The organism is Pseudomonas sp. GW821-FHT01C01 (assembly GCF_059422645.1).
In genome coordinates this window covers 1-21,148 of record NZ_JBWKXF010000073.1, presented here as the reverse complement: position 1 = coordinate 21,148, position 21,148 = coordinate 1, and the positions used below count along the sequence as shown (strand labels likewise).

The following is a 21,148-nucleotide window of genomic DNA, read 5'->3' as shown; positions in this document are numbered from 1 at the left end:
CTGAATGCCAACGGCACGTACACCTACACCCTCAACACCAGCGATGCCGACTTCAAGGCCCTGCACGGCGGCGGCAATGGCACGGAAACCTTCAGCTACACCCTCACCGATTCGGACGGCGACACCAGCACCGCCAACCTGGTGCTGCAGATCCACAACAACGACAATCCGGTAACCCTCAACGGCCTCGACGTGAATGGCGGTGAGCTGACGGTCTACGAGAAAAACCTCAGCGACGGCAGCAACCCCAACGCGTCAGCCCTGACCCAGACCGGCACCTTCACCGTGAATGCCCTCGATGGTCTGCAAACCCTGACCGTCGGCGGTATCGCCGTGGTCAGCGCTGGTGTGGCCGCCGGCTTCCCGCAGTCGATCACCACGCCGCTGGGCAGCACGTTGACCATCACCAGTTACAACCCGGCAACCGGAGTGATCAGCTACAGCTACACCCTCAACGATAACGAAGCCCATCCGACCGCCAACGGCGCCAACAGCCTGACCGAAAACTTCAACGTCGTTGCCACCGATACGGACGGCGACAGTGCGACCGGGCAGATCAACGTCAACATCGTCGATGACCTGCCGAGCGCCAAACCTGACTCGTCGTCGGTAGTGGAGGGCGGCACCGTCAACATCAGTGTGCTGGGCAACGACATCAGCGGTGCCGATGGTCCGGCGACGGTGGTCGGCGTGCGCGCCGGTAGCAATACCTCGACGTCGGCCGTCGGCGGGCTGGGCAACCAGATCAACGGCACCTATGGCTACCTGACCCTCGATGCCAATGGCAACGCGGTGTATCACAGCAACCAGAATTCGGTCGGCGACTCGGGGGCTACCGATACGTTTACCTATACCGTGCGTGATTCCGATGGCGATGAAAGCACCACCACCATCACCATCGATGTGGTCAACAGCAACATTAAGGCCAACCCCGATAGCGATGTGACGGTCTACGAAAAAGCCCTCGACCTGAGCAAGGACGGGCAGGACCTGGCCGCCGGAACGGTCACCGGCAGCGACCCGGGCAACACGGGCGAAACCGCGTCCGGCACCCTGGTCGGTTCGGTCTCGGGTGCCAGCGGTGCGCTCACCTATACCCTGGTCGGCAGTGCCACCGGTACTTACGGGCAAATCCTGCTCAACCCCGATGGCAGCTACACCTACACCCTGACCTCGGCACCGAAAACCTCGCCGAATGCCAACGACGGGCCGAACAGCCTGAGTGAAAGTTTCACCTACAAAGCCACCGATGCGCTGGGCAACAGCAGCACCAGCACCATCGTGGTCAACATTGTCGATGACGTGCCCAAGGCGGTGGCAACGGATCGCTCGGTGGCGGCAGTGGAGATCGATTCCAACCTGCTGATCGTGCTCGACATCTCCGGCAGCATGGCCGACCCTTCCGGTGTGTCGGGCCTGTCGCGGCTGGAACTGGCCAAACAGGCCATCAGTGCCTTGCTGGATAAATACGACGACCTCGGCGATGTGAAAGTGCAACTCGTCACTTTCAGCAGCAGCGCCACCGACAGGACTTCGGTGTGGGTCGATGTTGCGACCGCCAAGACCCTGCTGGCCGGCCTCACCGCAAACGGCGGCACCAACTACGACGCGGCCGTGGCGACCATGCAGACCGCGTTCAATACCTCGGGCAAATTGGTCGGCGCGCAAAACGTCGGTTACTTCTTCTCCGACGGCAAGCCCACTACCGGCCAGGAAATCGGTACTGCCGACGAGACCGCGCTGAAAGCCTTCCTCGATGCCAACAACATCAAGAACTACGCGATCGGCCTGGGTAGCGGCGTGAGCAATGCCAACCTCAATCCACTGGCCTATGACGGCAGCAGTCACACCGACACCAATGCGGTGGTGGTCACCGATCTCAACCAGCTCAACTCGGTGCTGTCCGGCACGGTGATCGGCGCACCGGTGACCGGCTCGCTGCTGGGCGAAGGCGGTACATTCGGCGCCGATGGCGGCTTCATCAAAACCGTCACGGTGGACGGCACCACGTACACCTATGATCCGAGCGGCAACAGCAATCAGGGTTCGCTGAACTTCAGCGGCGGGCTCAACCACGGCACGTTCAATACCGTGGACAACACGTTGAGCATTGCCACCAACAACAGCGGTACCTTGCAGATCAATCTCGACACCGGTGAATACACCTACATTTCGCAGAAAACCACGTCGGTGTTGATCACCGAAAACATCGCATTCACCGCCAGCGATAACGACGGCGACCTGGCCAGTTCGACGCTGACCGTGAAAGTGATCCCCAACGCACCGCCAGTGGCGGTGGACGATCACATCATTACCAACGTGTTGTCGGGCAACATCGTGGTACCAGGCGAACTGTTGCTGGCCAACGATACCGACCCCAATGGCGATCAACTCTCGGCGACACCAACCTCGTTCAACACCGGCTGGATAGCCAAGGGCGCGGACTTCACCGGCACCGGTGCGATCAGCTTCGCCGGCACCAACAGTACCCCCGCCAACCAGAGTCTGGCAGACGTGCGCAATGCCTTTGCGGCCAACGCAGCGACCATGACGGCGCTGCTGGTGATCAGTGGCTATCTCGACAAAGCGAACAGCTCCGATGGCAACAATGAAGACCTCATCACGGTCAAGCTGAAACAGGGTGAGACGCTCAACCTCGATCACAACCTGGCAGCCGGGCACGTCACGATGGAGTATTCGCTCAACGGTGGGGCGTTCGTAAGCATCGCCGACGGCGGCACCATCACTGCCAGCGCGGATGGCACTTACCAGATCCACATGACCAACATCACGAACACCAGTGGCGGCAATACGAATGCGGCGGAAAACTATCAACTGACCATGACTGTCAACTACGCCGGGGCACACGATGTCACCCCGGACTACCACGGCACCTACACCGCCAACGACAACCATGGCGGCAGCGACTCGGCCAACCTGACCATCAGCTATCAGGACGGCCACACCCTCACCGGCACCAGTGGGGATGATGTACTGGTGGCGGGCACGGGCAACAACATCATCAATGCCGGCGACGGCAACGATGTGCTCACTGCCGGCTCCGGCAACAACGAGCTGCACGGCGGCGCCGGCAATGATTTGCTCTTCAGCGGCCCGGGCAATGACATCCTCGATGGCGGCACGGGCATCGACACGGCCAGTTACGCCCATGCCACCGCCGGGGTGACGGTCAACCTCAGCCGGCTCGGTGCGCAAAACACCCTGGGCGCCGGCACTGACACTCTGACCAGCATCGAAAACCTCACTGGCTCGAACTTCAATGACACGCTGAGCGGCGACAACAACAGCAACGTGATCGACGGCGGCCTGGGCAACGACATCCTCAATGGCGGAGGTGGCGACGACTTCCTGATCGGCGGCCTGGGCAACAACACCCTCACCGGCGGGGCAGGGGCCGATACCTTCCAGTGGCTCAAGGGTAACAGTGGTCATGATCTGATCACCGACTTCACACCCGGCACCGACAAACTCGACCTGTCGCAACTGCTGCAAGGGGAGAACGGCACCACGGCTTCGCTGGATGATTACCTGCACTTCACCGTCACCGGCAGTGGGCCGTCGACGGTGACCAGCATCGATGTCAGCGCCATGGCCGGCGCCGCACCGAACCAGACCATCGACCTGGCCGGCGTCAACCTCGCCAGTCATTACGGTGTAACGCCAGGGGCGGGTGGGGTGATCGCGGGTGGGCACGACACGGCGACCATCATCAACGGCATGCTCAACGATCATTCGTTGAAGGTGGATACCGTGTGAGTTGAGGTCTGAAACGATAAAACCCGCCATCCTTGCAAAAGGAGTGGCGGGTTGTTTGTTTTTTTAAGTGAAAAATCAAAAGATCCAAGAACACTATTCATCCTGACAAACTCACATCGGCTCTGGCGCCCCGATCAACCGCCCCATGGCCCCGAATATCCCCAACTCCCTGATCACTTCCAGTTCCCCATGTGTCTCGACCATCTCCGCAATCAGCGGCAAATCAATGCTGTGGGTCGCGCGAAAGATCGCGTCGATAAACAGCCGTTTGTCAGGCTGCTCGTTGATATTGCGAATGTAGGCTCCATCGATTTTCAGGTACGCCAACCCCAATTGGGTCAGGTTGCCGATCTGGCTGAAGCGCCCGCCGAAGTGTTGCAGGCCGATGCGATAACCGGTCTTGAGCAATGTGCTGCTCAAGTCTTGCAGCACTTCGGGGGACGGCAGTTGACGCTCGTCGATTTCCAGGGTCAGCAGCGGTGCCAGTTCCGGGAGTGAGTCGAGCAGGTCGAGGATTGTCCGCCGCTGCTCCGGATCGCCCAGGGTGCTGCCGGACAGGCTCAGTGCCAAGGGCCTGCGATTGACCACCAGGTCGTCCAGCGTGGCTTCGAGCATCGCCAGGTCGAAGCGTGCCGACCAGCCGAGCCGTTCTATCCACGGCAGGAAATGCCCGGCGGCAATCGCCTCGCCCTGTGGGTCGAGCAGGCGTGCGAGCACTTTGTGATGCAGCACCTGGAGGGTGTCGGCGCATTGCACGACGGGCTGGAAGTACAACTGCATTTTGCCTTCGGTCAAGGCGTCGTCGATCCAGGTGCGCCAGTCGTGCTGGGAGTGATTCGGTGCGGTGTCACGATGGCTCAAATGAACCCACGGTCGCTCGGGATGCTGCCGGGACTCGGTCAGCGCCTGGTCAAGGCGCAGGAGTACGTTGCCGATCGGCTCACCGGGACGGTAGGCGACAACGCCCAGATGGGCGACGGGCATGCAATCGCTGGCTCCGGTCAGGCGCAGGTTCTCCAGGCTGACGCTGATATCGGCCGCCAGGCGCGTGGCATTTTCAGCGTCCAGACCCGGTGTCAGCAGGCTGAATTCGCCACCACGATTGCGTGCTGCCAGCCAGGTGCGACGTTCCGGCAGTTGCGTCAGGCGCTTGAGCAATTCGCCCGTGGCACAGATCAGTGCGTCAGTCCGTTGGCCGCCCAGCCGCTGGTTGAGCCCGTTCAGGTCGTTGATCCGCAACATCAACAAATGGCCATCGCGACTCTGTTCGCACTCCCGTAAATGGTCGGCCAGTTGCTCGTCGAGCAGGCGTCGGTTGGCCAGGCCAGTGAGGCTGTCCAGATAGGATTCGGCCCGCAGCTTTTCGCTGCGCGCAGCCTCTTCGACGAACAGTGCCTTGAGCTTCTCGACCATCTGGTTCATCGCCAGCACCACCCGTTTCAACTCCGGTGTCCGTGGCAGTTTCGGCAGGCTGAGAAATTCGCGGTTACTGATGGCCTCAGCTTGTCGGACCATGCTGTCGAGTGGGCGAAATTGCCTGCGCAGCATCCAGCCACCAAACACCGCGCTGAACAGCCCACACAACAGCAGCCAGATCAGGCTGCCGAGGGTGCTGTCCCAGAGCCTGGCCAGGGCGAATTGCGGATTGCTCAGCACTTCGACCCGTGCCAGTTGCTCCCAGCCGCGCATGATCAAGGCGTCGCCACCTTGCGGGCGCAGGTCGACCAGGTCGGCGAACCAGTCAGGCACACCATCGATTTGCGTCGGTGCGTTGCGTTCCACCAGCGTTTGCTGATCCTTGAGCTTGATGACGCGGATGCTGCTGAAATAGCCACTGTCGAAAATCGAACTGACCATCAGCTCCATCATTGCCGTGTCATCGACCTGTGCCGTCAGCGACAGCCCCAGCGCGGTGGCTGCGTCCTGGGCGTGGGCGCGCAGCTGACTGAGCGTTTGCTCGCGGGAGCTTTCCAGGCTGGAAAAAAAACTGCCACTGAACGCCACCAGCAGGAACAGGCAGATGGCCAGGAACAACTGTTTACGCAGTGTCATACATCGCTCCTTGCCGTGGCGGCTAGCCATCGCCGATGTCGAACCCTTCGGCCTGCATCTTTTTCAACACGTCCTGCCAGCGCGACAGTTTTTTCGAGTCACTGCTGCGCTGGCCGCCGTTCTTGCCCGGCAGGTACAGGCCTTCGGCGTTGAAGGCATACACCGGCAGCAAGTCTTTACGTTGGGACGCGGGGCGGATCTCGCCGATCAGGTTGTCCAGCACCAGCGGGTCGGCCGTGGGGGTACTGTAGAACGTCAGCACCATGTGCGCCTGGTTCTGGCTCAGGGCTTTGACGTAGGTGATGCGCAGTTTTTCGCTGGGAATGCCGAGCCGGCGCAGGCTGAAGTATTTCGCCAGGGCGTAGTCCTCGCAGTCGGCGGCGCCCTTGATCAGGGCTTCGACGGGCGTGGCCCAGTAATCGGTCTGTTGCCAGATGCGCGTATCGTCCTGGAAGTTCAGCTGCTGGTTGAAGAAGCGGTTCACCGTGTTGAGCTGCTCAGGTTCAGGGGCGCCGTGTGCGCTCTGCAGCATTTGACTCCATGCCTCGATCCGGCCTCGCGCCGGTCCAAGGGGGCCGTAGCGATTTTCAACGGTTTGCAGAATCAGCGCAAAATCCCAGTCGGCCTGGACCACGTCGAATACGGTCAGTAGCAAACCTGCCAGCAGCAACCACCCGCCGAGCCGAAGTCGGAGCGTTGGCCATCCTGGACTACGCAGACTGCGGGCCATGTCTGGCTGCTCGAGTGTAGGTTTTTGAAGTTTAGGTGGAGTTTTTGCCGGGGCAGGGCAGGTCGTCGGAGGAAGGGCGTTCGGTGGACGGCTTTTTGTGGCGAGGGAGCTTGCTCCCGCTCGGCTGCGCAGCAGTCGCAAAACAGGTGAGCGCGGTGTACCAGGGGTATCTGGATTGAATGGTTTGGGGTCGCTTCGCAACCTGGCGGGAGCAAGCTCCCTCGCCACAAATGCCTGGGTGAAATCAGGGCTTTTGCAGGGTTTTCTGGCGCAGGATATAGATCGTCACCAGCACCGCACTGGTCAACATGAAGCCCCGTGCCCAGGGCAGCGGCACCAGATAACAGGAGAACAGGATGCTCGCCCACATCAGGCCGATGGCGTAGACCTTGCCTTTGAGCGGAATGCCGTTGCCATCGAGGTAGTCGCGAATCCACGGACCAAGCCGCGGATGCTCAACCAGCCATTGATAGAAGCGCGGCGAACTGCGGGCAAAGCAGGCGGCTGCCAGCAGCAGGAAAGGGGTGGTGGGCAATACCGGCAGGAAAATCCCGATCACCCCCAGCGCTACGCTCAGCCAGCCGATGGCCAGCAGCACGTAGCGGAACATCAGGGGGCGGTTGCCTATGGGGTTGTCCATAGGCAGAACCTTAGTGGTGACGGGGCTTGAGAATCGCCGGTTTTTCGTCTGGCGCGTTGCACAGCAGGTACAGCGCGGTCAGGGCTTCCGGGATCTGCACGATCATGTCGTCCATCAGGTTGGCATCGGCGGCAATGTCGGAGAACTCCGGTTGCTCGTCGAACAGGCCCGAACCGACCATGATCGGCAGCAGCATTTCGCTGACTTCGTCTTCGGCGGTTTCGAACCAGGCTTCTTCGCGCAGGAACACGCCTTCCATGAAACCGATGCACCAGCCGCGCAGCTCGGAATCATCCGGGTCGTCGCCCAGGTCCAGGTCGCACGGCAACTCGAACTCCTCGTCGGAGGCCAGTTGGCGGGCGATGTGGGCCTTGAGGCCGATCAGCGTGGCTTCGATCTCTTCGCGCTGGGCTTCGCCGCTGTAATGCGGCTCCTCGGCGAAGAGTGCGTCGATCCATTCACGGTCCGGGACCACTTCGGAACAGATCGACAGCGCAGTGAGGTAGCCGTGGGCGGCCACGTAGTCCAGCGCCTCGTCATGCAGTTCGTCGGCGTCGAGGAAGACTTGCAGGCGGGTTAGTTGCTCAGCGAAGGACATTAAAAGACTACCTTGGGAATGTTCGATGCGGGAATTCTAGGCCTTCTTGAGCGCTTGGGCCAGCCGCAAGGCATATTTGCACCTTTGTGGGAGCGGGCTTGCTCGCGAAGGCGGTGTGCCAGCTGCATTATTGCCGACTGACACTCCCTCTTCGCGAGCAAACCCGCTCCCACAGTCCGATTGTGTGAGTCTTATCAGCGGTGCCCTTTGCCGGACGGGGCTCGGGTATACTCGCGCGTTTTGTGATTGCCCTGCTGGCGTCACGGCTGAAATGTGAAGCGTCATGCAATGCGCACTTACGATTTGTCAGTGCAGCGTTGGTGGTTCTGAACCAGCCTTGCAGGGATGTTTCGGTGATTTTTGGAGTTTCTATGCTCGAACAGGCTCAACGCGTCCTCAAGGACATCTTCGGCTACGACAGTTTCCGTGGCCGTCAGGGTGCAATCATTGAGCGCGTGGCCAGTGGCGGCGATGCCCTGGTCCTGATGCCTACCGGTGGCGGCAAATCCCTGTGTTTCCAGGTGCCGGCGCTGTTGCGCGAGGGCCTGGCCGTGGTGGTCTCGCCGCTGATCGCCCTGATGGACGATCAGGTCGCCACCCTCGAAGAGCTGGGCGTCGCGGCCGCCGCATTGAACTCCACTCTCAGCGCCGAGCAACAGCGCGACCTCGCTGCCCGCATCCGCCGCGGTGAAGTGAAAATGCTCTATCTGGCACCGGAACGTCTGGTCCAGCCGCGCATGCTGTCCTTCCTGCAGGGACTGAACATTTCCCTGTTCGCCATCGACGAAGCGCACTGCGTGTCGCAATGGGGGCATGATTTCCGCCCGGAATACCTGCAACTGGGCCAGTTGGCGGAAATGTTCCCCGACGTGCCGCGCATCGCCCTGACCGCCACGGCCGACAAGCGCACCCGGGAAGAAATCGTCACCCGTCTGCACCTGCAAGACGCCGAGCGCTTCCTGTCGAGCTTCGACCGACCGAACATCTTTTATCGCATCGTACCCAAGGAGCAGCCGCGCAAGCAGTTGCTGGCGTTCCTCGCCGAGCGCCGTAGCGATGCGGGCATCGTGTATTGCCTGTCGCGCAAGAAAGTCGAGGAAGTCGCAGCGTTTCTCAGCGCGCAAGGCTTCCCGGCGCTGCCGTACCACGCCGGCCTGCCCAACGATCTGCGCGCCTACCATCAGAAACGCTTCCTCAACGAGGAAGGCCTGATCATGGTCGCCACCGTTGCGTTCGGCATGGGCATCGACAAGCCCAACGTGCGTTTCGTCGCCCACCTCGATCTGCCGAAATCCCTTGAGGCCTATTACCAGGAAACCGGTCGTGGCGGCCGTGATGGCTTGCCGGCAGATGCCTGGATGGCCTACGGCCTGCAAGATGTGGTGATGCTCAAGCAGATGCTGCAGAACTCCGAAGGCGACGAGCGCCACAAACGCCTGGAGCAACACAAGCTCGACGCCATGCTTTCGCTCTGCGAAGAAACCCGCTGCCGTCGACAAACGCTGCTGGCCTACTTCGACGAAGACATGCCCGAGCCTTGCGGTCATTGCGACAACTGCGTCGACGGTGTGCAGACCTGGGATGCCACCGAACCTGCGCGCCAGGCGCTGTCGGCGATCTACCGCACCGGTCAGCGCTACGGCGTCGGGCATCTGGTGGATGTATTGCTCGGCAAGGACAACGAAAAGGTCCGCAGCTTCGGCCATCAACATCTGTCGGTGTTTGGTGTTGGCAAGGCGATGGCGGAGGGCGAATGGCGCTCGTTGTTCCGCCAACTGGTGGCCCGAGGTCTGGCCGACATCGACCTTGAAGGCTACGGCGGCTTGCGCCTGAGCGACAGTTGCCGGCCGTTGCTCAAGGGCGAAGTGACCCTGGAGCTGCGCCGCGACCTCAAGGCGCAAACGGTGGCGAAAAGCAGCAAGAGCCAGGCGAGCCAACTGGTCCGTGGCGAGGAACGCGAACAGTGGGAAGCCTTGCGCGCCTTGCGTCGCAAGCTTGCCGAAGAACATGGCGTGCCGCCGTACGTCATCTTTCCCGACTCGACCTTGCTGGAAATGCTCCGCAGCCAGCCGACCTCGTTGGCGGAAATGGCCACGGTCAGCGGCGTCGGCGCGCGCAAGCTGGAGCGTTATGGCGAGGCCTTCCTCGAGGTGCTCGGCGGCCAGGTCGAGGCGCCGAAAGCGGTGGCCGACGTGCGTCACGAACTGATCACCCTGGCGCGGGCCGGTATGACGCCGGTGCAGATTGCCGGTCAATTGCAGTGCTCGGAAAAGAACGTCTACACCATGCTGGCCGAAGCGATCGGCAAGCAGCAGTTGTCGCTGGAGCAGGCGCTGGATCTGCCTGAAGACCTGATGGGTGAAGTCCAGGATGCCTTCCTCGACGGCGAAGGCGAGTTGCCGCCGGTTTCCGAAATCGCTGCGCTGTTCGCGGGCCGGGTACCGGAAGGGGTTTTGTACTGCGTGCGCGCCGCCTTGCAATCCGAATTCGAGATTTGAGACATCGATATTGCTGATGTAACGATTCACTAGAGATCAAGTCTTGCCTCAAATCGAGGCGCATGCTTAGCTGACTAATAATTAGTTTTTATTTATTTCAGTCTGATCATGAGTGTTTTATGCCGTTAACCGATCAACACCGCTTTGGCATGCAATTGGCCCAGATGTCCCGCGGCTGGCGTGCCGAACTGGACCGCCGACTGGCGGGCATGGGCTTGTCCCAGGCACGCTGGCTGGTGCTGCTGCACCTCGCGCGTTTCGAGGAAGCACCGACCCAGCGCGAGCTGGCACAAAGCGTCGGCGTCGAAGGCCCGACCCTGGCCCGTTTGCTCGACAGCCTGGAAAGCCAGGGCCTGGTGCAACGCCAGGCAGTGCTGGAAGACCGCCGGGCGAAGAAAATCGTTCTCTGCGCGCCGGCGCGTCCCCTGATCGAACAAATTGAAACCATTGCCACGCAACTGCGTCACGAACTGTTCGAAGGCGTCGATGAGGCGGATTTGAAGGTGTGCATGCGGGTTCACGGGCACATCCTGGGCAACCTTGAAAAATCTTGAGGCATAACCGAACGCCAGGTTTTTGAGATAGCGCATTGGGCAGACTATAAGAACTACTCGGCAATATCGTGTTCGTAACGGATGTACGAACGCGTACGGGTAGTTTCTGTGGATCTCAAGGATGCTCATGCTCAAGTGTTGGCGATTGGTTTTGCGCGGTTGTTCCCAGTGGTTGCTGGCCGGGGCCGCTGTCACTTATTCGGCATGGGCACCTGCGTTGGGCCTGGGTGAAATCACCCTGCATTCGGCGCTGAATCAACCGCTGCGTGCCGATATCGCACTGATGGATACATCTGGCCTGGAAGAGAACGAGCTGTCGGTGAGCCTGGCAACGGCAGACGAGTTCAGCCGTGCCGGGATCGACCGGGTGTTTTTCCTCAATAACCTGAAATTCACCCCGGTGCTGCGCGGTAATCGCTCCTTGATCCGGGTGACATCCAGCAAACCGGTCAGTGAACCGTTTCTGAATTTCCTCGTGCAGCTTAATCAGCCCAACGGTCGGTTATTGCGCGAGTACACGGTACTGATTGATCCGCCGGGTGCGCCAGGTGTTGTTCCCGCCACCGATGAACCGGATTCCAGTTCCCCGGCGTCTGCATTCCCCAGTGTTCAACCGATTGTCTCGCCGTCACCCGTGGCAAAGGCGACGCCGGAAACGGACGTCCCCGTGGTTGATCCCGCAGTCGAACAACTGGCCGCCAGCGCCCTGCAAAACCATTCGTTGCAAACCACTGTCGATGAGCTCAACGCGAAGCTTCAAGGCCAGGATGAGCTGATCACCGACCAGAAAAAGCAGTTGACCGAGCTGCAAACCCAACTGGCGGAGCTCAAGAAGGTAAAGGCGCAACCCATGGCTACTGATGCAGTGGCACCGGCCCCGGCTATTGCTGAAACCCCCGGGATTGGCTGGTTGCAGATTGCCGGCGTATCAGCGCTGATGGCGTTGCTGGCGCTGGGCTGGTTTGCTCGTCGCTGGCGCCAGCAGCATCAGGCCACAGCTTCAGAGGCTCTGCCGTCGCCGCATGAACCGTCGGCTGAGTTTTTTACCGAGCCAGTGATCTGGCCGTCCGTCACGCAATCGCCTACTGCGCAGCGCGACGGGGTGCCAGCCAATGATGAACTTGAGTGGGTCGATAACCGTCATTCCATCCCGGTCGCTGCTGCCGTGGCGGCTCCGGGTTTGGCGATGTCCGGTGAATCTGCCACTGACGATGAGTACCAGCTCAATCTGGAGGAGCTGTCCATGGTGTCGAGTTGGGAGGTGATCAACCCAAACGAGTATAAGCAGTCGGCTGCTCTGGCCATGATCGAGCCTGCGTTCGAGTTGGAGGCGCAACCCGCTCCGCCGTCCCGACAGCCACCGGCCGGGCTATCATAGCGGCGTCGTCAAACTCTGGAGTTACGTCCCATCATGACCGTCAGCAAACCGGAAATCGTCATCACCTATTGCACGCAATGCCAATGGCTGTTGCGTGCGGCCTGGCTGGCCCAGGAACTGCTCAGCACCTTTGGTGATGACCTGGGCAAAGTCTCCCTGGTGCCGGGCACCGGTGGGGTCTTTCATATTTTCTGTGACACCGTGCAGATCTGGGAGCGCAAGGCGGACGGTGGCTTCCCTGAGGCTAAAGTGCTCAAGCAGCGGGTCCGCGACCAAATCGACCCGGACCGCGACCTGGGGCACAACGACCGCACTCAGTGAGAAGCCGCCTCCGCAGCAACGGCTTTCTTGCTGGAACCACCTGAGAACCTGCTGGACACCACAATCGCCACAATGATCAGCGCGCCCCCGAGCAACATGCGCAGGGTCGGGTTTTCATTGAACAGCAGCCACGCGACGGTGATGCCGTAGACCGGTTCCAGGGCGAACACCACGGCGGCAGTGCGTGCCTTGATCACCGCAAGGCTGGCGACGAACAGACTGTGGGCGACACCGGTACAGAACACACCGAGCAGGCCGATCCACAGCCAGTCGATGGCACGCACTTCGCTCAATTGCGGCGCCGCCACCGGCAGCAGGCACAGGGCAACCACCACGTTCTGACACAGCGCTGCCTGCACGGGCGGGACGCGCCCGGAGCTGGCACGGTTGGTCAGTGACAGCAGGGCGAACAACAACCCGGAACCCACGGCCCACAGCAGGCCGGTGGTGGCGCCGCTGGCAAGATCAAAATCAGGCGTGACCAGCACCAACCCGACACTCACCAGCAGCACCAGCACAATTTCATTGGCGCGAATGCGCTCGCGGAAGATCAGCCCTTCAAGGATCACGGTAAAGGCCGGGAAACTGGCGAAACCGAGCGTCGCAATCGCCACGCCTGCGACTTTCACCGCAATGAAGAAACTCACCCAGTGTCCGGCCAGCAACAAGCCGCTGAGCAGCAGTCGACGCCAATCCACGGGCTCGAGTTTCTGCCAGCGCGTCTGGCTGGCGAACCGTGCAAAAAACGCCAGCGCGAGCACGGCGAAAGCGGCACGGCCGAAAACGATGATCGCCGGTGACGCGGCAGCCAGTTTGCCGAACACGCCGGTCAGACCGAACATCAGTGCGCCGATATGCAAGGCGCCAAGGGCGGTACGGGGAGTCATTGCAATCCTTAACGACAAACGAACAGAAGCCTCATTGAAGCGCGTAATCGTCCGTCAAGTCTGTCGGCAAACTAGCGTTTTTTGTCGCCAGCCTCGCGCCGCAGCTTTCCGGGCGATGCCCCGAACTCGCGCAGCACCGCTGCCGCAAAGGCACTCTGGGAGCTGTAGCCGACGCGGCTGGCAATCTCACCGATGGGCAGCGCCGAGTTGCGCAGCAAGCCCACGGCAATATGCAGGCGTCGGCTGCGGATGTAGTCCATCGGCGTCTGCCCGCATTCGGCCACGAATCGGGCATGCAATCGGGCACTGGAGAGGCCGGCCACACGGGCGAGGTCGGCCACCTGCAGCGGGTACGCCGCGTACTGATCGATGTGTGCGTTCAGCGCGGCATAGGGCAGGCGCCGACCTCCGACGGTATCGGGCCTGGCGTTGTTGAGACTGGCCAGCAGCAACACCGCGCCTTGTTGTGCGATCAGCGGATCATCGACCGGACTGTTCGCCAGCCAACTGACCAATTGGCTTTGCCCGGCATCCAGGGGCAGGCGGCCGGCGTTGTCGAGCAAGCGTCGGCTGGATTCGGCGTGATCGCCCAACGACTGGGCAACCCATTGTTCGCTGGGTACATCCAGCACCAAACAGCGGCTGCCATTGGCGCTGCCACACGCGTGATGCGCTCCGGAGGGCACCACCACGAAACTCTGCTGCACCACCTGGCTACCACGGCCGTCGACCTCGAAATCCAGCGCACCCGAGAGCCCGAACACCAATTGCGCGTGGTCGTGGCTGTGGACGATCAGGTCGTGGCTGTATTGGCGGAGCGTGAGGATCGGTCTCATCGCGGGTCTCCCGGTTCAGGGCGTCAGTCTACACCGAGCGGGCCTGCAAGCGCTGTCACACGACTGACTTGACGCTGTCATGCACCATTAACCGGGCCGGGGCAGACTTGCCAAAACTTGCCAGAGGGTTGCCCATGACCAGCGCCGAGCTCGCCAAACCCACCCGTAAGCAACGCGTACGGACTTTATGGATTTCCGACGTGCATTTGGGCACCCGGGATTGCCAGGCTGAACACCTGTCGCAGTTTCTCAAGAGCTATCACGCGGACAGAATCTACCTGGTCGGCGATATCATCGACGGCTGGAAACTGCGCGGCGGCATGTACTGGCCGCAAGCGCATACCAACGTGATCCGTCGCCTGCTGACCATGAGCAAGCGTGGCACCGAGGTGATCTACGTCACCGGCAACCACGACGAATTCCTGCGCCGCTATTCTAAGCTGATCCTGGGCAATATCCAGTTGGTGGACGAAGCCGTCCACGTCACCGCCGACGGCCGGCATCTGCTGGTGATTCACGGCGACCAGTTCGATGTGATCACCCGTTACCATCGCTGGCTGGCTTTTCTCGGTGACTCGGCCTACGAATTCACCCTGACCCTCAATCGCTGGCTCAATCGCTGGCGCGCGCGATATGGCTACGGCTACTGGTCGCTGTCGGCCTACCTCAAGCACAAAGTGAAAACCGCAGTCAGCTTCATCAGCGACTTCGAAGAAGCCATCGCTCACGAATGCGTCAAGCGCGAGCTGCACGGCGTGGTGTGCGGACACATTCACCATGCCGAGATTCGCAAGGTCGGCGAGGTGGATTACCTCAATTGCGGCGACTGGGTGGAGTCGTGCACGGCGCTGATCGAGCACTGGGATGGTTCGATCGAGTTGTATCGTCTGGCGGATGCCCAGGCGCGGGAGGCGCAGTTGAAGGCGGCCAAGGTTGCAGAGTTGGCCTGACAGTCATTCGGTGTTTGTACTGGCCTCTTCGCGGGCAAGCCCGCTCCTACAGATTCTGTGTTCGCAACAAATCTACTGTGGGAGCGGGCTTGCTCGCGAATGGACCGCGAAGCGGTTCCGCTGGATCTGTCAGGCCGGCGAGTGCTCTTCCATCGCCACCTTGTAAATCGAGTTCCTGGGGTGCGCAAACAATCGCTCCATCATCGGCTCGAAGAAGCTCAATGGCAGCGTGTCATACGCCGGATCAAACGCCGCCGCATCGTATCTGGCACAGAACTCGACGGTCGCCTGGTATTGCGGATGGTCCTGGAACTGCTCACGCAGATGCCGATCCATGCCCAGGTGATGAAAGAAGTAGTAGCCCTGGAAAATCCCGTGCTTTTCCACCATCCACAAATTCTCTGCGCTGACGAACGGCTTGAGGATCGCCGCCGCGATGTCCGGGTGATTGTAGGAACCCAGGGTGTCGCCGATATCGTGGAGCAGGGCGCAGACCACGTATTCTTCGTCGCGGCCATCGCGCCAGGCGCGGGTGGCGGTTTGCAGGGAGTGGGTCAGGCGATCCACCGGAAAACCGCCGAAATCGCCCTCGAGCAACTGCAGGTGCGCGGCAATCCGTGCTGGCAAATGTCGCGCGTAGGCACTGAAGTCCGCGGCGATGATCGCCCAGTCTTCCTGCGTGCCGTCCTTCATGTGGGTGAAGCGGGCATTGGCATTCATAGGCAACTCTCTTGTGACCGATGTCAGCTAGAACGGAACGCGCCCCAGAACCATATCCCGGTACATGACAAAGTCACCGAGCAGGCTATAGAAGGGGTGTTGGAACGTCGCCGGGCGGTTCTTCTCGAAGAAGAAATGCCCGACCCAGGCAAAGCTGTAACCCGCCAAAGGCAGGGCCCACAACAGCATCCATGCCCCGCGACCAATGGTCAGCGCCAGTATCAAGATAACCAGCGTCGTGCCGATAAAGTGCAAGCGTCGGCAGGTACTGTTGCTGTGTTCGCTGAGGTAATACGGGTAGAACTCAGCAAAGCTGTTGAATCGTTTGACGTTTTCCACGACTGCTATCTCTGTGGTTATTGTTCTGACTGCAAGTTGTTCTGCGGGTAGCTTATTTGAGTCTAGAGTGATCAATGGCATCAGCCACTGACAATAGGCGCCACTTTAGTATCCTTCGGTCAATAGCCGTAGCATGCGGCTCACCATGTAAGAAAACGCCATGAGTGAACGAACGACTTCTGCAAGCTGGGCGATGGGGATTGTCAAAGCTCTGGAGATGGACGGCCTGGATTGCCGGGTTCTGTTCAAGCAGCTGGGGCTCGACTACGCGGCACTGGATGATCCGGATGCACGCTTCCCGCAAGATTCCATGACGCGGCTGTGGCAGCGTGCGGTCGAGCTGTCCGGTAATCCGGCCATCGGCCTGAACATGGGCAAGGTGGTGCGACCGGCGCAGTTTCATGTGACCGGTTACGCCTTGATGTCCAGCCAGACCCTGGCCGAAGGCTTTCAGCGTCTGGTGCGCTATCAGCGGATCATCGCCGAAAGTGCCGACCTGAGTTTCAAACTGCTGGAAGAAGGCTACGCACTGATTCTGACGGTGCATGGCGATCATCTGCCGCCGACCCGGCAAAGCGCCGAAGCGTCACTGGCCTGTGCCCTGGCACTGTGCGGCTGGTTGACCGGGCGTACGTTGCAACCACGCAAAGTGTTGTTCCAAGGCTCCGAACCGGCCAACCTGGAACCCTATAAGCAAGCCTTTCATGCGCCGCTGTTGTTCAACGCACCTTACGATGCGCTGATTTTCGAGCGTTCAGACATGGAAGCCCCCTTGCCGACGGCCAACGAGGCGATGGCATTGCTGCATGACCGCTTTGCCGGCGAATACCTCGCGCGCTTTTCCGAAAGCCGCGTGACCCACAAGGCGCGGCAGGTGTTGTGCCGTCTGTTGCCCCAAGGCGAGCCCAAGCGCGATACCGTGGCGCAGACACTGCATCTGTCCCAGCGCACCTTGCAGCGGCGCTTGCAGGAAGAGGGCACGAGTTTTCAGGTGCTGCTGGACGATACCCGGCGCGAGCTGGCCGAGCAGTACCTGGCGCAACCGACCATGACATTATTGGAAATTGCCTACTTGCTGGGGTTTGCCGATCCGAGCAACTTTTTCCGTGCTTTCCGACGCTGGTTCGACGCCACACCCGGCGAGTACCGGATGCGGCTGATGCAATCACCTGACGCGGTCAATGACGCCAAAATGCCGGAATACACAGCACAAACACCGTAATGATCTCCAGTCGGCCCAGCAGCATGCCGAATGACAGAATCCACTTGGCGGCATCCGGCAGGGTGGCGAAGTTGCCCGCCGGGCCAATGGTCTCGCCCAGTCCCGGACCCACGCCGGACACGGTACTGGCCGCGCCGGTCAGGGCGGTCATCCAGTCCACGCCGAGTAGCGACAGCAGCAGTGCAATCACGCAGATGGTGATCGCAAAGAAGAACGAAAAGGTCAGGATCGAACGCACGATTTCTTCGTCGAGACGGTGACCGTTGTACTTCTGCTTGATCACCGCGCGCGGATGTATCAGCTGGTTAAGGTTGGCCTTGAGCAGGATATAGGCCACCTGGAAGCGGAAAATCTTGATGCCGCCCGCCGTCGAGCCGGAGCAACCACCAACAAACCCCAAGTAGAAGAACAGCATCAGCGAGAAATTGCCCCAGAGGCTGTAGTCCCCCAGTGCAAAACCGGTGGTGGTCACGACCGACGTCACGTTCAGCGCCACATGCCGCAACGCCTCCAGCCAATGCAGCTGGGTAGTCCACCAATACCAGGTGCCGAGTACCAGCCAGGTCACCAGCAGCATGCCGAGCAGGCCTTGAACCTGTTCATCCTTGATCAGCGCCCGACGGTTACCACGCAACGTGGCGACATACAGGGTGAACGGCAGGGCACCGAGAATCATGATGACGATCGCGACCCAATGCACCGCCGGTTGCGGCCACTTGGCCAAAGACTGGTCGGAGGTAGAGAAGCCGCCGGTGGAAATCGCCGACATCGCGTGGTTGATCGCGTCGAACAGGCTCATCCCGGCCCACCAGAACGCCAGGCTGCCGACAATGGTAATGCCGACGTAGGCCGCCACGATCAGGCGCGCCACCATGTGCGAGCGGGGCATGACTTTTTCCGAGCGGTCCGACGATTCGGTCTGGAACAGCCGCATGCCACCGATGCGCAACAGCGGCAGAATCGCCACCGCCATACCGATGAAGCCAATGCCACCCAGCCAGTGCAACAGGGAGCGCCACATCAGGATGCCAGGGGACATGGTGTCCAGGCCGCTGAGTACGGTTGCACCAGTGGCGGTGATGCCGGACATGCTTTCGAAGAACGAGTCGGTGTAGCTGATGTGCTGCGTCAGCAGGAACGGCAGTGCGGCGAAGATGCACACCACCAGCCAACTGCTGACGGTCAGCAGGTACATGTCACGGGGGCGCAGATGAATGTGTTCGGGGCGCCCGGGAATCACCAGCGCCAATCCGGCGACAAAGGTGATCATGCTGGCCCAGAGGAACGACGGCAGATCGCTGGTGCGGTCGAAAATGACCAGCGTCGCCATGGGTATGACCATGGAGATCGCCAGCGTGATCAGGAAGATGCCGATGATGAAACCAATGATCCGTAAGGTCGGCAACGCCATGAGGTCCGCTCGGCTGATAGTGGAAAGGGCGCCATTCTACGCGCGAGGCAGGGCATGTAAACCGGCACTGCTGCGGCAGTTGCAGCTAGAATAGCCGCACAAATTTTTCAGGAGGTAGCCGATGCAGGCTCTCGACGCTTTGCTCAACCGTGTTTCCGTTCCACGACTGATTGATCCTGCACCCACTGCCGAGCAGCGCGAGGTGCTGTTCGGCGCCGCCATGCGCGCCCCGGACCACGGTCACTTGCAGCCGTGGCGCTTCCTGACGGTGGAAGGCGCGGCGCGCGAGCAAATGGGCGAGTTGCTGGCCGAAGCGGCGAAATTGCAGGACGGCGAAGTCAGCGAAGCGGCCATCGACAAGGCGCGCAGTAATCCGCTGCGGGCGCCGTTGGTGGTGGTGGTGATTGCGCGGTTGCAGGATCACGCCAAGTATCCGAAGTCCGAGCAGTTGCTGGCGGCTGGCTGTGCGGCCCACGGGATTTTGCTGGCGGCGTATGCGCAGGGCATTGGTGCGGTGTGGCGTACCGGTGACCTGGCTTACTCGCCGCATGTGGCCAAGGGGCTGGGGTTGGCGGAAGGGGAAGAGGTGATTGCTTTCCTGTACCTGGGCACACCGCAGAAAGAACCGCGAGTGGCCGAGAAGGTCGACCTGGCCGAGTTTGTCAGCGCCTGGCCGGGCAAGGCCTGAACAGCACACATCAAGGGTGGGAGCGGGCTTGCTCGCGAAAGCGGTGGATCAGTCAATTTTGATGTCGACTGACACTCCCTCTTCGCGAGCAAGCCCGCTCCCACAGGTTTCAGGGTTGTACGACAGCCCCCGGCACCAACGGCAACTCCAGACTGGCAATGAAACCGCCCTCGGGGTGATTGGCCAGCACCAGGCTGCCACCATGTCGCTCCGCCGCTCGCCGGGCGATAGCCAGGCCCAGGCCGTGTCCGGCCGCTGTCTGCCCCGGCGCCCGATAGAACGGCTCACCGAGCTGGCTCAAATACTCGGCACTGACCCCAGGCCCGTGATCGCGTACGGTCACGACGATCCGCTCACCCTGTCGCAGCGCCTGCAATTCGATCGGCAGGCCATCCACCGGATTGAAGCGCTGGGCATTGCGCAGCAAGTTGTCGACGGCCCGTTCGATCATGGTCGGCCAGCCCTTCAGATTCAGTTGCGATTCGGCTTCGAGATGGACGAGCTGCTCGGGTGAACCGAGTTGCGCATCCTTTTGCAGGGTATTGAGCAAGGCGTTCAGATCCACCTCTTCCGCACTGGCGTTATCGGAGTCGACCCGCGCCAGTACCAGGATTTCACTGATCAGCGCTTCCAGTCGGTCGCACTCACGGGTCAGGCGCGGCCAGAGCTGCTCCCGTTCCTGCGGGGTGGCCCGTTCGGCCAGCGCCAGCGCGATACGCAAGCGGGCGAGGGGCGAACGCAGTTCGTGGGACACATCCCGCAGCAGTTGCCGCTGACTGCCAATCAGGCTTTGCAGGCGCGCGCCCATGCGATTGAAGTCGTTGGCCAGGACGCCGAACTCATCGCGACGATTGGCCAGTTTGACCAGGCTGTTCTGTTGATAAGCGGTTTGTCCCAAGTCATGCACCGCTCCGCGCAGACGGCTGAGCGGGCGCGTGATGGAAAAGGTCACCAGCAGGCTGAACAGGGTCAGCACCACCAGGGCAATCCCCAGCGCACTGAGCGGCCAGAGCAGGCTCTCGCGGTGCCAGGCGTCCAGTTCCGGGTGCGGGATGCGGTAGATGAACAGGTAGGTGTCGCCGGTTTTTTCGCTGGTGAACTCATCGGTCAGACGCCGCCATGGCAAGCGTCGGTCTTCATTGTTCTGACGCGCCTCAAAGGCCGCTGCACGTTTGGGGAAGGTGCCGCGCACAACCGGATCACCGCTTTCATTAAGCACCTGAACGTCGATGTGATACTGGCGTTTGCGTTGCTGGAGAATGTCCTGAGCGGCGTCTTCGCCCTGACTTTCGTAGGTTTGCGTCCACTGTTCGGCCAGCGTGTTGAGGCCCGGGTGGCGGCTGAGAATCCATGCGTCCTGGTTGAGCATGTGCCCGAGCAGGATGGAAAGCCCTGCAACCAGAGCGATGGCCAGCCAGAAGCTGGCCAGGATACGCCAGAACAATGAACGCACAGGAAATCCTCGAACAAACACAGATCAGTGTGGGAGCGGGCTTGCTCGCGAAGGCGGTGTGTCAGTCAACAAATGCTTTAACTGGCAAACCGCC

The 21,148-nt window shown here is 60.9% G+C and carries 18 protein-coding genes; 8 read left to right on the top strand and 10 right to left on the bottom strand.

What is annotated here, in order from left to right; all coding sequences use genetic code 11:
• Window positions 1–3,777 (top strand): beta strand repeat-containing protein (locus tag AC07XF_RS27085; protein WP_495028948.1); only part of this gene is annotated, 3,777 nt, incomplete at its 5' end.
• Between the two features lie 111 nt (window positions 3,778–3,888).
• On the opposite strand, the gene lapD is transcribed toward AC07XF_RS27085, so the two are convergent.
• The 4 genes from lapD to AC07XF_RS27065 form a co-directional block, all read right to left on the bottom strand.
• Entirely contained in the window at window positions 3,889–5,829 is a 1,941-nt protein-coding gene (lapD, locus tag AC07XF_RS27080) for a cyclic di-GMP receptor LapD (RefSeq protein WP_495028947.1), read from the bottom strand.
• 22 nt (window positions 5,830–5,851) lie between these two features.
• Window positions 5,852–6,559, bottom strand: a complete 708-nt coding sequence (gene lapG, locus AC07XF_RS27075) for a cysteine protease LapG (protein WP_495028946.1) — start codon at window positions 6,557–6,559, stop codon at window positions 5,852–5,854.
• 244 nt (window positions 6,560–6,803) lie between these two features.
• Window positions 6,804–7,199, bottom strand: a complete 396-nt coding sequence (locus tag AC07XF_RS27070; RefSeq protein WP_495028945.1) for a YbaN family protein — start codon at window positions 7,197–7,199, stop codon at window positions 6,804–6,806.
• A gap of 10 nt (window positions 7,200–7,209) precedes the next feature.
• Window positions 7,210–7,797 carry a UPF0149 family protein gene (locus AC07XF_RS27065; RefSeq protein ID WP_007975277.1) on the bottom strand — a complete coding sequence of 196 codons (588 nt, stop codon included), beginning with the start codon at window positions 7,795–7,797 and terminating at the stop codon, window positions 7,210–7,212.
• Window positions 7,798–8,168: 371 nt separating this feature from the next.
• Between AC07XF_RS27065 and recQ the strand changes: the two genes are divergently transcribed.
• The 4 genes from recQ to AC07XF_RS27045 all read left to right on the top strand — a co-directional run bounded on the left by recQ (window position 8,169) and on the right by AC07XF_RS27045 (window position 12,548).
• Entirely contained in the window at window positions 8,169–10,295 is a 2,127-nt protein-coding gene (gene recQ / locus AC07XF_RS27060; RefSeq protein WP_495028944.1) for a DNA helicase RecQ, read from the top strand.
• Between the two features lie 119 nt (window positions 10,296–10,414).
• Window positions 10,415–10,849, top strand: a complete 435-nt coding sequence (locus tag AC07XF_RS27055) for a MarR family transcriptional regulator (RefSeq protein WP_007984163.1) — start codon at window positions 10,415–10,417, stop codon at window positions 10,847–10,849.
• A gap of 127 nt (window positions 10,850–10,976) precedes the next feature.
• On the top strand, window positions 10,977–12,227 hold the full coding sequence (locus AC07XF_RS27050) for a type IV pilus assembly protein FimV (protein WP_495028943.1): 1,251 nt from the start codon (window positions 10,977–10,979) through the stop codon (window positions 12,225–12,227).
• A 33-nt stretch (window positions 12,228–12,260) separates the two neighbouring features.
• Window positions 12,261–12,548 carry an Rdx family protein gene (locus tag AC07XF_RS27045; protein ID WP_495028942.1) on the top strand — a complete coding sequence of 96 codons (288 nt, stop codon included), beginning with the start codon at window positions 12,261–12,263 and terminating at the stop codon, window positions 12,546–12,548.
• Here AC07XF_RS27045 and AC07XF_RS27040 read toward each other — a convergent pair.
• Together AC07XF_RS27040 and AC07XF_RS27035 are read right to left on the bottom strand one after the other, a co-directional pair.
• Window positions 12,542–13,435, bottom strand: a complete 894-nt coding sequence (locus tag AC07XF_RS27040; protein WP_495028941.1) for a DMT family transporter — start codon at window positions 13,433–13,435, stop codon at window positions 12,542–12,544. The genes AC07XF_RS27045 and AC07XF_RS27040 overlap by 7 nt on opposite strands.
• Window positions 13,436–13,506: 71 nt before the next feature.
• Window positions 13,507–14,271 carry a helix-turn-helix transcriptional regulator gene (locus AC07XF_RS27035; RefSeq protein WP_495028940.1) on the bottom strand — a complete coding sequence of 255 codons (765 nt, stop codon included), beginning with the start codon at window positions 14,269–14,271 and terminating at the stop codon, window positions 13,507–13,509.
• A gap of 134 nt (window positions 14,272–14,405) precedes the next feature.
• On the opposite strand from AC07XF_RS27035, the gene AC07XF_RS27030 reads away from it, so the two are divergent.
• Entirely contained in the window at window positions 14,406–15,221 is an 816-nt protein-coding gene (locus tag AC07XF_RS27030) for a UDP-2,3-diacylglucosamine diphosphatase (protein ID WP_495028939.1), read from the top strand.
• A gap of 129 nt (window positions 15,222–15,350) precedes the next feature.
• On the opposite strand, the gene AC07XF_RS27025 is transcribed toward AC07XF_RS27030, so the two are convergent.
• Both AC07XF_RS27025 and AC07XF_RS27020 read right to left on the bottom strand, forming a co-directional pair.
• Window positions 15,351–15,941 carry an HD domain-containing protein gene (locus AC07XF_RS27025; protein WP_495028938.1) on the bottom strand — a complete coding sequence of 197 codons (591 nt, stop codon included), beginning with the start codon at window positions 15,939–15,941 and terminating at the stop codon, window positions 15,351–15,353.
• Window positions 15,942–15,968: 27 nt separating this feature from the next.
• The gene (locus AC07XF_RS27020) at window positions 15,969–16,280 is read right to left on the bottom strand and encodes an Mpo1-like protein (protein WP_103394688.1); all 312 of its coding nucleotides are present in this window, start codon (window positions 16,278–16,280) and stop codon (window positions 15,969–15,971) included.
• Window positions 16,281–16,440: 160 nt separating this feature from the next.
• Between AC07XF_RS27020 and AC07XF_RS27015 the strand changes: the two genes are divergently transcribed.
• Window positions 16,441–17,502 carry an AraC family transcriptional regulator gene (locus tag AC07XF_RS27015; protein WP_495028937.1) on the top strand — a complete coding sequence of 354 codons (1,062 nt, stop codon included), beginning with the start codon at window positions 16,441–16,443 and terminating at the stop codon, window positions 17,500–17,502.
• Here AC07XF_RS27015 and AC07XF_RS27010 read toward each other — a convergent pair.
• Window positions 17,459–18,913: a TrkH family potassium uptake protein gene (locus AC07XF_RS27010; RefSeq protein WP_277535650.1), complete on the bottom strand. Its 1,455-nt coding sequence runs from the start codon at window positions 18,911–18,913 to the stop codon at window positions 17,459–17,461. The genes AC07XF_RS27015 and AC07XF_RS27010 overlap by 44 nt on opposite strands.
• Before the next feature lie 121 nt (window positions 18,914–19,034).
• On the opposite strand from AC07XF_RS27010, the gene AC07XF_RS27005 reads away from it, so the two are divergent.
• On the top strand, window positions 19,035–19,601 hold the full coding sequence (locus AC07XF_RS27005) for an NAD(P)H nitroreductase (protein WP_495028936.1): 567 nt from the start codon (window positions 19,035–19,037) through the stop codon (window positions 19,599–19,601).
• Between the two features lie 109 nt (window positions 19,602–19,710).
• On the opposite strand, the gene AC07XF_RS27000 is transcribed toward AC07XF_RS27005, so the two are convergent.
• Window positions 19,711–21,054, bottom strand: a complete 1,344-nt coding sequence (locus AC07XF_RS27000) for a sensor histidine kinase (RefSeq protein ID WP_495028935.1) — start codon at window positions 21,052–21,054, stop codon at window positions 19,711–19,713.
• Window positions 21,055–21,148 lie beyond the last annotated feature (94 nt).